This is a genomic window from Stenotrophomonas sp. 21LCFQ19 (assembly GCF_056861425.1).
Map to the genome: position 1 here is coordinate 97,675 of NZ_JBSPUF010000005.1, position 13,338 is coordinate 111,012.

General features: G+C 63.9%; 14 protein-coding genes. 9 read left to right on the plus strand and 5 right to left on the minus strand.

Annotated elements, in window-relative coordinates; translation table 11 throughout:
* Window positions 1-16: 16 nt before the first annotated feature.
* From lptD to AC13FW_RS07505, 9 genes are all read left to right on the plus strand, one after another.
* Window positions 17-2,452: an LPS-assembly protein LptD gene (gene lptD, locus AC13FW_RS07465; RefSeq protein ID WP_482988690.1), complete on the plus strand. Its 2,436-nt coding sequence runs from the start codon at window positions 17-19 to the stop codon at window positions 2,450-2,452.
* A complete protein-coding gene (locus tag AC13FW_RS07470) occupies window positions 2,449-3,810 on the plus strand; it encodes a peptidylprolyl isomerase (RefSeq protein ID WP_482988691.1) in 1,362 nt (453 codons plus the stop codon). Before lptD ends, AC13FW_RS07470 begins: the two co-directional genes overlap by 4 nt.
* Window positions 3,811-3,813: 3 nt before the next feature.
* Window positions 3,814-4,794 carry a 4-hydroxythreonine-4-phosphate dehydrogenase PdxA gene (gene pdxA / locus AC13FW_RS07475; protein ID WP_482988692.1) on the plus strand — a complete coding sequence of 327 codons (981 nt, stop codon included), beginning with the start codon at window positions 3,814-3,816 and terminating at the stop codon, window positions 4,792-4,794.
* Entirely contained in the window at window positions 4,791-5,597 is an 807-nt protein-coding gene (gene rsmA / locus AC13FW_RS07480) for a 16S rRNA (adenine(1518)-N(6)/adenine(1519)-N(6))-dimethyltransferase RsmA (RefSeq protein ID WP_482988693.1), read from the plus strand. The genes pdxA and rsmA overlap by 4 nt, the downstream gene beginning before the upstream one ends.
* 49 nt (window positions 5,598-5,646) lie before the next feature.
* Entirely contained in the window at window positions 5,647-6,030 is a 384-nt protein-coding gene (apaG, locus tag AC13FW_RS07485) for a Co2+/Mg2+ efflux protein ApaG (RefSeq protein ID WP_282270811.1), read from the plus strand.
* Entirely contained in the window at window positions 6,030-7,073 is a 1,044-nt protein-coding gene (locus AC13FW_RS07490; RefSeq protein WP_482988694.1) for a symmetrical bis(5'-nucleosyl)-tetraphosphatase, read from the plus strand. Before apaG ends, AC13FW_RS07490 begins: the two co-directional genes overlap by 1 nt.
* Entirely contained in the window at window positions 7,070-7,711 is a 642-nt protein-coding gene (locus AC13FW_RS07495) for a DUF1287 domain-containing protein (RefSeq protein ID WP_482988695.1), read from the plus strand. Before AC13FW_RS07490 ends, AC13FW_RS07495 begins: the two co-directional genes overlap by 4 nt.
* A gap of 388 nt (window positions 7,712-8,099) precedes the next feature.
* On the plus strand, window positions 8,100-9,038 hold the full coding sequence (locus AC13FW_RS07500; RefSeq protein ID WP_482988696.1) for a fatty acid desaturase family protein: 939 nt from the start codon (window positions 8,100-8,102) through the stop codon (window positions 9,036-9,038).
* The gene (locus tag AC13FW_RS07505; RefSeq protein WP_482988697.1) at window positions 9,035-9,643 is read left to right on the plus strand and encodes a LysE/ArgO family amino acid transporter; all 609 of its coding nucleotides are present in this window, start codon (window positions 9,035-9,037) and stop codon (window positions 9,641-9,643) included. The genes AC13FW_RS07500 and AC13FW_RS07505 overlap by 4 nt, the downstream gene beginning before the upstream one ends.
* Window positions 9,644-9,685: 42 nt before the next feature.
* Here the strand turns inward: AC13FW_RS07505 and AC13FW_RS07510 are convergent, their stop codons facing one another.
* From AC13FW_RS07510 to AC13FW_RS07530, 5 genes are all read right to left on the minus strand, one after another.
* Window positions 9,686-10,177 carry a dihydrofolate reductase gene (locus AC13FW_RS07510; protein WP_296247156.1) on the minus strand — a complete coding sequence of 164 codons (492 nt, stop codon included), beginning with the start codon at window positions 10,175-10,177 and terminating at the stop codon, window positions 9,686-9,688.
* The gene (locus AC13FW_RS07515) at window positions 10,177-10,971 is read right to left on the minus strand and encodes a thymidylate synthase (RefSeq protein ID WP_482988698.1); all 795 of its coding nucleotides are present in this window, start codon (window positions 10,969-10,971) and stop codon (window positions 10,177-10,179) included. The genes AC13FW_RS07510 and AC13FW_RS07515 overlap by 1 nt, the downstream gene beginning before the upstream one ends.
* Window positions 10,968-11,876: a prolipoprotein diacylglyceryl transferase gene (lgt, locus tag AC13FW_RS07520; RefSeq protein WP_282270821.1), complete on the minus strand. Its 909-nt coding sequence runs from the start codon at window positions 11,874-11,876 to the stop codon at window positions 10,968-10,970. Before lgt ends, AC13FW_RS07515 begins: the two co-directional genes overlap by 4 nt.
* Before the next feature lie 66 nt (window positions 11,877-11,942).
* A complete protein-coding gene (locus AC13FW_RS07525) occupies window positions 11,943-12,434 on the minus strand; it encodes a TPM domain-containing protein (RefSeq protein WP_482988699.1) in 492 nt (163 codons plus the stop codon).
* On the minus strand, window positions 12,434-13,336 hold the full coding sequence (locus tag AC13FW_RS07530) for a TPM domain-containing protein (protein WP_482988700.1): 903 nt from the start codon (window positions 13,334-13,336) through the stop codon (window positions 12,434-12,436). Before AC13FW_RS07530 ends, AC13FW_RS07525 begins: the two co-directional genes overlap by 1 nt.
* Window positions 13,337-13,338: the final 2 nt, after the last annotated feature.

Below are 13,338 nucleotides of genomic sequence, written 5' to 3' on the forward strand. Positions count from 1 at the left end.
CCCGAATGCGAACCGCGTGCGCAAAGCTCTCCGCCTGCTCCCCCTGCCCCTGGGCATTGCCATCTGCCTGCCCGCCTGGGCCGACGATAAGCCGGTGAACTGGGGCCTGTGCCCGGCTACCGACACGCTCCCCGCCTTTGACGAGGCACCGCCGGCAGATCCCGCTGCAGCGGCCAACCGTGAGCAGCTGCCCACCGACATCGAGGGCAACGAGCTCACTGGCACCAGCGCCGTCCCGCAATACCAGGGCAATGTCCTGCTCAAGCGTGGCGACCAGTTCATGGGTGCCGACAGCCTGCGTCTGGATACCGAAAGCGGCAACTACATCGCCGAGGGCAATGTCCGTTATTCGGATTCGTCGATCCGCATGGTCGCCGAGCGCGCAGAGGGCAATCAGGAAACGGACTCGCACAAGATCAGCGACATCCGTTACCAACTGGTTTCCCGCCGCGGCAACGGCTCGGCCGACTCGGTCGACCTGCAGGGTTCGACCGGGCAGATGCACCATTCCAGCTACACCACCTGCGATCCCTCGCAGCCGGTGTGGAAGCTGGTGGCGCCGCAGATCGACGTCGACAATGAAGAAGGCTTCGGCACCGCCCGCAATGCCGTGCTACGCGTGGGCAAGCTGCCCGTGCTGTACATGCCTTATTTCAAGTTCCCGATCGACGACCGCCGCATGACCGGCCTGCTTTATCCAAAGCTGAGCCTGTCGGGACGCAATGGCTTTGATTACGCGCAGCCGATCTACTTCAATCTGGCGCCGAACTACGACGACACCCTGACCCCGCGCTACATGAGCAAGCGCGGGCTCATGCTCGACAATGAATTCCGCTACCTGTACTCCGGTGGCCGCGGCCAGCTGGAAACGACATATCTGCCAAACGACTCCCTGCGCGACCGTGATCGCGGCAGTCTGTCGTTCAATGGCTACCACAACATCGACAAGAACTGGCAGGCCCGCGCCAACCTGGCCTGGGTCAGCGACGAGCGCTACGTCGAGGATTTTTCCAACCGACTGAACGGCATCACAGCCTCCAACATGCAGAGCACTGCTGGCCTGTACGGCACCGGCCGCACCTGGACCGCCGGCATCATGGCCGACGAATGGCAGCTGACCGATTACACCCTCACCGAGGAATCGCTGCCTTACAGCCGCCAGCCGCGCCTGTTCGCCACTTGGGAGGAGACCTTCGGCCGCTGGTTCGAGGCTGGCGTGTATGCCGAAGCGGTGCGCTTCACCCACGATGACATCCACCTCAAGACAGTGGATGCAGATGGTGAATATGTCCGCACCGGTGAAGTCACCCGGATGTTTGGCGGCTCGCGGCTGGACATCAAGCCTTATGTCTCCATGCCGCTCGGCGGCGCAGCCTGGTACATCACCCCGACCCTGGCCTGGCGCTACACCGCCTATGACCTGGAACGCGGCCTGGCCGACAGCATCCGCGTCCAGCAATTGCGTGCCGCCGGCATCAACCCAGCCACGGCTACCCCCGACCAACTGCGCGGCAACACCTCGCCCCACCGCAGCCTGCCCATTGCCAGCATCGACATGGGCCTGTTCTTTGATCGCGAGACCACCCTCAAAGGCAAGTCCTACCTGCATACGCTGGAACCCCGGCTGTTCTACCTGAACACGCCGTACCGCGACCAGTCGGACCTGCCGCTGCTCGACACCCGCGCCTTCACCTTCAGCTGGGGCCAGCTGTTCCGCGACTCGCGCTTCACCGGCGCCGACCGCCAGAACGATGCCAACCAGCTGACCACGGCGTTGACCACCCGCCTGATCCGCCAGGCGGACGGTCGCGAAAAGCTGTCAGCCAGCATTGGCCAGATCAGCTATTTCGAAGACTCGCGGGTTACCGTGAACCCCGGCGACCCGGTGGTGAGCGAAAGCAAGTCCGCCTGGGTGGCCGACGTCAACTGGGCAATGACCGACCGTTGGACCCTAGGCACCACTTACCAGTGGAATCCCAAGTTCCGCAAGGAAGACCTGGCCAGCGTGCGTGCGCGTTACCTGCTACCCGAAGATGGCGTGATCAACCTGAGCTACCGTTACCGCGGTAACCCGACCACCGGTCAGGAGCAGCTCAAGCAGGCTGACTTCTCCTTCCTGTACCCGATCAACCCACGCTGGAGCGTCGTCGGCCGCTATTACTACTCGATGGTCGACAGCAAGCCGCTGGAGATCATCGGCGGCGTACAGTGGGACAGCTGCTGCCTGGCGGTGCGGGCGCTGGCCCGCCGCTATGTCAAGAACCGCGAAGGTGACCTCAACAATTCGTTCCAGATCGAGTTCGTGCTCAAGGGCCTGAGCTCGGTTGGACAGAACACGGACCGCACCTTGCGCCGTGCTATTCTCGGCTACAACCGAGACGACCTCTACCTCGTTCCGCCCAGCAACATCGAAGCGAACGACGACGACTACGATCCCAACCAGATTCCATGACCAAGACCCTTCCTGCAGTCCTCGCCACCTTGCTGGCGTTCTCCGGCGTTGCCGCCCCGGCTGTTGCGCAGCAGACGCAACCGCTGGATCGCATTGCCGCCATCGTCGACGAGGACGTCATCCTGCAGAGCGAACTGCAGCGTGCGGTCGCCAACATCAAGGGCCAGTACGCTGGCCGTGAGGCTCAGCTGCCACCCGAATCCGTACTGGAACGGCAGGTACTGGAGCGTCTGGTACTGGTGAAACTCCAGGTAGCCCGCGCCGATGGCAGCGGCATCCGCGTCAGCGATGAAGAACTCAACCACGCCATCGGCAGCATTGCCCAGCAGAACGGCACCACGGTCGATGGCCTGCGCCAGCGCCTGAGCCAGGACGGCATTGGTTTCTCCGACTTCCGCAACTCGGTGCGCGAGGAAATCACCACCCAGCGCCTGCGCCAGAGCTTCGCGCAGAGTCGCATCAGCGTCAGCGAAGGTGAAGTGGATGCCGCACTGGCGCAGGAAAACGCCGGCGGTGCCCAGTTCCACCTGGCGCACATCCTGATTGCCCTGCCCGAAGGCGCGACTGCCGAGCAGATCGCCACCGGCCAGAGCAAGGTTGACGGCGTCAAGGGCCTGCTCGACAAGGGCGAACTGGACTTCTCCGCGGCTGCCGTCCGTTACTCGGACAGCCCCAACGCATTGGAAGGTGGTGACCTGGGCTGGCGCAGCGCCGACGAAATCCCCAGCGCGTTCGCCAACCAGATCAAGAACATGAAGGCCGGCGATGTGCTGGGCCCGATCCGCGGCCCGAGCGGCTTCCAGCTGCTCAAGCTGGTCGAGACCCGTGATGCCGGCGGCGCGGGCGACAGCGGCCAGAAGGTCACCGAGTACCACGCCCGCCACATCCTGGTGCGCGTCACCGACCAGGTCGACGACGCGGCCGCAAAGGCCAAGATCGAGACCTTGCGTGCACGCATCGCTGGCGGCGCCGACTTCCAGGCCGTGGCCAAGGAGTCCTCCGACGACACCAACAGCCGCGGCCAGGGTGGCGACCTGGGCTGGTTCCCGGCCGATGCCTTCGGCCCGGACTTCGGCAAGCAGGTGGAAAGCCTGAGCGACAACGGCGTCGGCACCCCGTTCCGCACCGACGCCGGTTGGCACATCGTGCAGCGCGTGGCCACCCGCCAGACCGACGTGAGCGACAACAACAAGCGCGCCCAGGTCCGTGAACAGATCGGCCGCCGCAAGCTGGACGACGAGTACAACCGCTTCCTGCAGGAACTGCGTGGCGAAGCCTACGTCAGCTTCCGCAGCGGTGACCGCGCCGAGGGCAATGCCGACACGGCAACCACCCCGGCAGAACCGGCCAAGCCCTGATCCATGGCTGCCCAGCTCGCTCTGGTTCCGGGCGAGCCCTCCGGGATCGGCCCGGAACTCTGCATTCGCCTTGCCCAACAGCCGCGCAGTGACTGCCGGCTGTTGGCGTTTGCGGACCCCGATACGCTGCGGGCCGCCGCCAGCGCGCTGAACCTGCCGCTGCAATTACTCCCCGAACACGCCGAAGCCAGCCGTCCCGGCGACCTGCGCCTGCGCGAAGTCCGCAACGCCGCCCCTTCGCAGTTCGGCCATGCCGATCCGCGCAATGCGCACGCGGTGATCGATGCCCTGCTCGGTGCCGGCCAGGCCTGCCTGGACGGCAGCCTCGACGGCGTGGTCACCGGACCGGTGCACAAGGCGGTGATCAACCAGGGCGGCATCGCCTATAGCGGCACCACCGAACTGCTGGCCAACCAGGCCGGCGTCGAAGTGGTGATGATGCTGGCCAATGCCATCGTGCGCGTGGCCCTGGCAACCACCCACCTGCCGCTGCGCGACGTCGCCGACGCCATCAGCGCAGAGAGCCTGCGCAAGGTCATCGGCACCACCGATGCAGCCCTGCGCCGCGATTTCGGCCTGGCGCAGCCGCGCATTGCCGTGCTCGGGCTCAACCCCCATGCCGGCGAAGATGGCCATCTCGGCCGTGAAGAGCTGGACCTGATCATTCCGCTGCTCGAGCAGATGCGTGGCGAAGGCCTGAACCTGATCGGCCCGCTGCCCGCCGACACCGCCTTCCTGCCAGCCAAACTGGCCGGTTTCGACGCGGTGCTGGCGATGTACCACGACCAGGGCCTGCCGGTGCTCAAATACAGCGGCTTCGAGCAGGCCACCAATATCACCCTGGGCCTGCCCTACCCGCGCGTCGCGGTGGACCACGGCACCGCCCTGGACCTCGCAGGCAAGGGCGTGGCCGACCCCTCCAGCCTGTTCGCGGCAACGGCGTTATGCGCGCAGCTGGCTGCACAACGTAAAATCAGCACATGAATTCAGACCATTCCCCGCGCACGGGCTTCACCGCCCCGGCCAAGAAGCAGCTCGGCCAGCACTTCCTGGCGGACAAGTACTACGTCGAGAAGATCGTCATGGCGGTCGACCCGAAGGGCGACGACCGTCTGGTCGAGATCGGCCCGGGCCAGGGCGCCATCACCTTCCCGCTGCTGCGCCGCCATCCCAGGCTGACCGTCATCGAGTTCGATCGTGACCTGATCGCGCCGCTGACCGAAGCCGCCGCGCCGCTAGGCGAGCTGACGATCGTCCACAGCGACGTGCTGCGGGTGGATTTCACCGAGCTGGCCGCCGGCTCCACGATCCGTCTGGTCGGCAACCTGCCGTACAACATCTCCTCGCCGATCCTGTTCCACGCGCTGGACCATGCCGCCGCGATCTCGGACATGACCTTCATGCTGCAGAAGGAGGTGGTCGACCGCATGGCCGCCGGCCCCGGCAGCAAGGTTTACGGCCGGCTGAGCGTGATGCTGCAGGCGTTCTGCGAGGTGCGCGCCTTGTTCGTGGTGCCGCCGGGCGCGTTCCGGCCGCCGCCGAAGGTGGACTCGGCGGTGGTCCGGTTGATCCCGCGCGACCCCGCCAGCGTCGGCATCAACGACCGCAAACGCTTCGCCGACGTGGTCCGCGCCGCCTTCGGCCAGCGCCGCAAAACCCTGCGTAACGCCCTCAATGGCGTCATCGACCAGGCCCAGTTCGAAGCCGCCGGCGTACGCAGCGATGCCCGCGCCGAACAGCTGGAAGTTGCCGATTTCATCAGGCTTGCCAACCTGCCGCACGAATAAGCGCTGCAAACACGCAAACCGATCACCTGCTTTTGCTTACACTCCTCCCATGGAAGACAACCGCCACTACGCGATCGAGATCGAGGTCTCGCCTCGTTTCATCGACGACCAGTCGGCCCCTGAAGACGGCCGCTTTGCGTTCGCCTACACGATCCGCATCCACAACCGCGGCACCATGCCGGCGCGGCTGATCAGCCGCCACTGGCGCATCACCGACGGCGAAGGCCGGGTCGAGACCGTCGATGGCGATGGCGTGGTCGGCGAGCAGCCAAGGCTGCGCCCCGGTGAAGAGTTCCGCTATACCTCCGGGGTAATGCTCGGCACCGAGCACGGCACCATGCAAGGCCACTACGACATGATCGCCGACGACGGCACCGAGTTCGCCGCACCGATCGCGCCGTTCGTGCTCGCCATCCCAAGGACGCTGCACTGATGGCGACCTGGGCAATTGGCGACCTGCAGGGCTGCTACGACGTTACCCAGCGCTTGCTGGAGAAGATCAACTTCGATCCGGCTGCAGACAAACTGTGGTTCGCCGGCGATCTGGTCAACCGCGGCGGCCAGTCGCTGGAAACACTGCGGCTTGTGCATTCACTGCGCGAACACAGCGTCACCGTGCTCGGCAACCACGACCTGTCCCTGCTGGCCATCGGCGCCCGCAGCGAAGAGGAGCAGCGCAAAGTCAACCCCGACCTGCAGCGCATCGTGCTGGCCGAGGACCGTGACGTATTGCTGGACTGGCTGCGCATGCAGAAGCTGGCCCACGTCGACCGTGAGCTGGGCTGGATGATGTTCCATGCCGGCCTGGCACCGAAGTGGACCGTGGCACTGGCCGAAAAGCATGCGCGCGAAGTCGAGCTGCAACTGCACGGCAACGGCTACCGCAAACTGTTCCGCAACATGTATGGCGACAAGCCGGCATGGTCGCCGGGTCTGAGCGGCTACGACCGCTCGCGCGCGATCATCAACATCTTCACCCGCATGCGTTACTGCACCCCAAGCGGGCGCATCGGCATGGAAGACAAGGGCACCCCGGGCACCCAGCCGCAAGGCATGTACCCGTGGTTTGAAGTGCCTGGCAGGGTCGAGCGCGAACTAAAGATGGTCTGCGGCCATTGGTCAGCCCTGGGCCTGACCATCACCCAGGGCGTGCATGCGATCGATACCGGCGCAGTCTGGGGTGGCAAGCTCACCGCACTGCAGTTGGACAGCGAAGACCTGCGCGTGGTGCAGGTACCGGGCCGCGACGTGCCCGCACCGGTGCCGGGCCAGCACCCGCCGCGCAAACCGCGTGTGGAAGCCAAGGTGGACGCCAAGCCCGAGTCCAAGCCCGAACCCCGCGGCGAAGCTCAGCGCAACGAGCGCAGCGGCGAACAACGCCGGCGCCCGCGCCGTCATCGTCCTCGTGGGCGCAATGGCAATGGCAACGGTAACAACAGCACGCCCACACCGGACAACAACGGGCCGGCTGCATGAGGGCTTGGCCATCGGCACTGGTGCTGATGGCCATTGCATTGCTTGCGGGCTGCCGTCCGCAAATCAACGGCAACGAGGCAAGCCCATCGCCGCAGGCGGCCAGTGAAGCCGCGCCGCAAGTCATTTCACCTGCGCTGGTTGCCGCCGCACGCGCACAGATCGGTGTCACCACCCGCTACGACCCCGCCTATTTCTCGCTGACCTACCCGAACGGCGATCCGCCGCTTGATCGTGGTGTCTGCACCGACGTGGTGATCCGCGCACTGCGCATGCAAGGCGTTGACCTGCAGCAGCGCATCCACGAGGACATGCGCGGGGATTTCGCTGCCTACCCGCAGCTGTGGGGCCTTTCCCGTACGGATCGGAACATCGACCACCGCCGCGTCCCCAACCAGATGCGCTGGTTCCAGCGGCAAGGCTGGGAGTTACCGATAAGTACCGTCGCCGACGACTACGCCGCCGGCGACATCGTGGCGTGGAAGCTCAATGGCAACGGCCTGCTGCACGTAGGCATCGTTTCAGATCAGCGCCTGGACGACGGCACCCCGCTGGTGCTGCACAACATCGCCCAAGGTACGCAGGAGCAGGATCTGTTGTTCCGGCACACGATCATCGGGCACTACCGGATGCAGAACTGAAGCAGTTCTTGCCCTGCACACAGCGCTGGCCATTGCCGCACCAACCGGCCCCATCAACACCTTCCAACGATTCGACCACCCGCTTTCTCGTGCAACGCGGGAACAGCCGGCTACTTCCTTTGCGAGCGAGTTCGACTTACCTCCTTCGAACATTTGCCAAGGCAGGACGGTAAGGAATTTCCGCCTGACTTCAGGGTCCCCCGCCTACTCCCGCGCACGGCATTCAATGACTCGCACATAGGAACCCCCTCGTCGATGCTGACACCTCACCTCAAGCACGGCAACGGGCGTCTTTCCGAACTGCGTGCTCCGGGCGACAAGCTATGGCATGGGCGCAGGAAAGCACACCTTCGGAAACCGCGGTTCTCCAAAAGAAGGCAGCTGAAAAATGAACAACGACACGACCAAGGAAATCAGGAAAAAGTACGCACCCGAGTTCCGCCCACTCGCAAAGAAAACCCCAATGCGTGCGGGAATCGTATTGTTCGCCTACCTGTTATTGATCATCGGCAGCATCGTCGCGGGAACCATTTCACTCCACGCATCGACACCTATTGCCCCCATCACCGTCGTCGCACTGTCGGTATTCATTGCAACCCGGCTCAGAGGCATCAACAACATCGTCCACGAGTGTAGCCACGCCTCATTCACGCATTCAAAGAAGTGGAACGGCATCTATGGCTGTATGGCGTCAGCGATCCTGATGAAATCGTTCCGTACATACCGGCTGGAACATCGCACACATCATGCCTACCTGGGCCACTACGAACAGGACCTGGACTTTCGCAACATAGAGGAATACCGCCTTGAGGAGCCGGTGACAGCCAAGACCATCATTCGCCACGCGATCACACCCCTGCTTGGTTTGCATCTGCGCAGATACCTGCAGCTCGATCTGTCATTGAATGACGGTTTCCGCTACGCCGCCATGAAAGCCGTGATTCTCTATGCGGTGGCCTTCTACGCGTTCGATTCATTCGCAGCGGCCATGGCCTTCGTCATCATCCCGTTCGCCTGGATTCATCCGGCGCTGAATTACTGGACCGACTGCATCGACCATGGAGGGCTGCTCACCAACAAAGGCGAGATATGGCGCTCAAGAAACATGAAGGTCCCGCTGTTGCCCAAGCTCGTATTCTTCCCAAGGAATGACTCCTACCACTTGGTGCACCACCTTTTCCCGGGGGTACGGGTGGAGCACTTCCGCCGCTGCCACGACCGATTGATGGAAGACAGCAACTACCGGGCAAATCACCTACGCACAGGAACACCTTTCAGCGAAACGGAAGCAACGAATGACCGCGACTTCGATCAGAGCCCCACATGAATGCACTGCTATCCGGTTTTTTTCTTGGTCTAAGCCTGATCGCGGCGATTGGCGCTCAGAACGCGTTTGTCCTGCGGCAGGGTTTGCAGAGGAGATACGTGCTTGCGGTCAGCCTGGCATGTGCGCTGTCCGATGCCGCACTTGTCTTCCTTGGCATCGTCGGGTTCGGCACCATCATCGGCAAGGCCCCATGGATAGCAACGGTCATGAGCTTGTTTGGGGCCGCATTCCTTGCCTTCTACGCATGCAGAAGCTTCTACTCTGTCCTGCGACATGAGGCATCGCTCAATCCCGCGAAAACAATCGCGCCAAGCCTGAAAGCCACGCTTCTGACCTGCCTTGCCTTTACCTGGCTCAATCCGCATGTCTATCTCGACACCGTGGTCCTGCTGGGCTCCATTTCAGCCAACTACGGCGCTGAGCGCTTCCATTTCGGCGCGGGTGCGATAACGGCCTCGTTCGTATTCTTTTTCGCCCTGGGCTACGGCGCGCGCCTGTTGGCACCGGTATTTGCCAATCCGCGCGCGTGGCGAGTACTGGATCTCCTGATCGGCATGGTAATGAGTGCGTTGGCTGTAAAACTGCTGCTTGGCGTTTTCGCCTAGGCGGCGTCCGCCCACCAAAGCAAGGGGCAATCACGCAGTTCTTCAAACGCGCACGTAGTGCACGAACCGGAACGCAAACGCATGCCGCTCATCCGCTGCATGCGCCTGGCTATCCACCTCGCGCCACAGCACCGGGTCGACGTCCGGAAAATGCGTATCGGCATTCACCTCGGTATCCACCAAGGTCAGCTGCAGGTCGGTGGCCTGATCCAGCAACAGCCGATAGATCTCACCGCCACCAATCACGCACAACTCGTCAGCTCCCTCGCCTGCCGCAATCGCCCGCGCCTCATCCAACGAAGCCACCGCACGCATGCCAGCAAACGGCACCTGTCCGCTACGCGTCAGCACCAGATTGGTCCGTCCCGGCAGCGCACGACCCAGCGACTCGGCGGTCTTGCGCCCCATCAGGATCGGTTTGCCGAGGGTCAGTGCCTTGAAGTGTTTGAAGTCGTCCGGCAGATGCCAAGGCATCGCATTGTCGTGGCCGATGCCACGGTTGCGATCCAGCGCGGCGATCATCGACAGCTTCATCACACCGCCACCGGCGCCTTGATTGCCGGATGCGGGGCGTAGCCGTCGATGCGGATGTCCTCGAACTGGAAGCCGAACAGGTCGGTCACGTCCGGGTTCAACCACAGCTTGGGCAGCGCGCGCGGTTCGCGCGACAGCTGCTCGCGTGCCTGCTCGTAGTGGTTGGAATAGATGTGCGCGTCGCCCAGCGTGTGCACGAAATCGCCAACGCCCAGTCCGGTCGCCTGCGCCACCATATGCGTCAGCAACGCATAGCTGGCGATGTTGAACGGCACGCCGAGGAAGATGTCGCCGCTGCGCTGGTACAGCTGGCAGCTGAGCTTGCCGTCCACCACATAGAACTGGAACAGGTTGTGGCAGGGCATCAGCGCCATCTGCGACAGCTCGCCGACGTTCCAGGCGCTGACCACCAAACGGCGCGAATCCGGATTGCGCTTGATCTCATCCACCAGCCATTGCATCTGGTCGATCTCGCGGCCATCAGCGGTGGCCCAGCTGCGCCACTGCTTGCCGTAGACCGGACCGAGGTCGCCGTTGGCATCGGCCCACTCGTCCCAGATATTGACCTTGTTGTCCTTCAGGTAGCCGATATTGGTATCGCCCTTCAGGAACCACAGCAGCTCGTGGATGATCGAGCGCAGGTGCAGCTTCTTGGTGGTGACCAGCGGGAAGCCCTGGTTGAGGTCGAAACGCATCTGCCAGCCGAACACGCTGCGCGTGCCGGTGCCGGTGCGGTCGGACTTCTCGGTGCCGTGCTCCATCACATGCTGCAGCAGATCCAGATATTGCTTCATGCCTTCTTCTCTTCCAGTGGAAGCACCGGCTGCAACACCGGCGCGCGGCGCGACATTGCCAGCAACACCAAGCCCAGCACGATCAACGGCAGGCTCAGGATCTGGCCACGGGTCAACCAGTCAAACGCGATATACACGCCGTTGTCGGGCATGCGCACGAACTCGATCAGGAAGCGGAAGCACCCATACAGCAGCGCGAACAGGCCGGACACGGCGTAACGCGGGCGCGGCTTCATCGAGTAGAACCACAGCACCAGGAACATCACCAGCCCTTCCAGCAATGCTTCGTACAACTGCGAAGGATGGCGCGCGTACTGGCTGAGCAGGCCGGCAGCATAGTCCTGCTGGATCTGCGCAGCCGACAGCAGCTGTTCCATCGCCGGCAATCCGGCCGGAACATCCTTCAGCGGCGAATGCGGGAAGATCACGCCCCAGCCGGCATTGGTGAACTTGCCGTACAACTCGCCACCAATGAAATTGCCCAGTCGACCAAAACCCAGGCCCAGTGGCACCAGCGGCGCGACGAAGTCGATGGTGTCGAAGAAATGCAGCTTGTGCTTGCGCGTCCACCACCAGCCGGCGATCAACACGCCGATCAGGCCGCCGTGGAAACTCATGCCACCTTCCCAGACCCGCAGCAGGATCAGCGGATTGGCGAGGAAGTCGGCGGTTGCGTAGAACAGCATGTAGCCGATGCGTCCGCCCAGCACCACGCCGAGCATCGCGTAGAACAGCAGATCGGAGAAACCGTTCATGTCCACGCCCGGCAAGCGACCGGCGAGGATGCGGGAACGGCCCAGCCACCAAGCGGCGGCGAAGCCGAGCAGGTACATGACGCCGTACCAGTGCACGTCGATCGGCCCCAGCGAGAAAGCGATGGGATCTATGTCATGGAGAAAGAGCATGCGAGCACTGTCAGGCAAACCAGCCCCTATTCTCGGGGTAGCAGCCCTTGCCACTCAACCCATGCTTCAGCCGAACACCTGCGGGCGGTCAGGTAGCTCGTTGCGGGTGCGCCCTGCCGGGTCGGGCGGGAAGTGCTGCGACAGCAGCAGCGAGACTTCGGCCACCGCCGCCAGCACGGCCTCCTCGCGTGTATTCCCGCTCAGCTGCTCGCGCAGGTGGTCGCAGATCAACTGCCATTGCGCCGCATCCACCCGCGCCCGCAGTCCCCGGTCGGCGACGATCTCGATGGCATGGTCGGCCAGCAGCAGATAGATCAGCACGCCGTTGTTGGCCTCGGTGTCCCAGGTACGCAGCAGCGCGAAGGCGTGCTCGGCACGGGCGCGGGGGCTGGTGTTCTTCCACAGCAGGGCAAGCGGCAGGTCGGACTCGACCGCGAACATCACCTGGCCGCTGTGCAGGCGCTCGCCGTCGGCAATGGCGTGGGCGATCCGGTCCAGGCTGGTTTCCGGGAATGCGGCATGCGCGGAGGGAGCAAAGAAATGTCGTAACCAGCGCATCACCAGCTCCCCGAGGCGCCACCGCCTCCCGAACGTCCACCGCCACCACCCCAACCGCCGCCTCCGCCGAAGCTTCCACCGCCTCCGCCAAAACCACCTCCACCGAAGCCGCCTCCGCCGCCCCAGCCACCACCGCTGGCAAAGCCACCGCTGGAACCCTTGCCCAGCGACAACAGGAAGGCCACCAGCGCGGCAATACCGCCACCAAGCACCGACAGCAGCAGCCAACCGGCCGCGCCGGCAATCAGGCCCGAGACCACGCCACGGATCGGCCGCGGCAGCTTGGCCAGCAGCATGCGCATGAAGGTGGAGGCAAACACACCGATCATGATCGCGAAGAAAAAGATCGAATCACCGCCGCCACCGCCGCCATCGCGATTGCTGCTGACCGGAGCCGGCAGCTCCTCGCCGTCGATGATCTTGACCAGCACGCCGCTGGCGGCGGTGATGCCGCCGGCGTAGTCGTTCTGGCGGAAGTGCGGCACCAGGTATTCCTGGATCACCCGGTTGGCGATGGCATCGGGGATGGCACCTTCCAGACCGTAGCCCGGCTCGATCCGCACCCTGCGGTCATCCTTGGCCACCAGCAGCAGCACGCCATCATCCACGCCCTTGCGACCGATCGCCCACTGGTCGAACACGCGGGTGCTGTACTGGGCGATGTCCTCGGGCTGGGTAGTCGGCACGATCAGCACCTGCAGCTGCGCGCCCTTGCGCTGCTGCAGGGCAATGGCCTGCTGCTCCAACGCCTGCTTCTGCGCCGCATCAAGGGTGCCGGTGGTATCTACCACCGGCGAATCCAGCGGCGGGATCGGCGCCAGCTGCTGGGCCAGCGCCGGGCCTGCCCAGCCGAGGCCAAGCAGGCAAAGCAGCAAGCCCAAGCGCTGCAGCAACGCGCTCATCG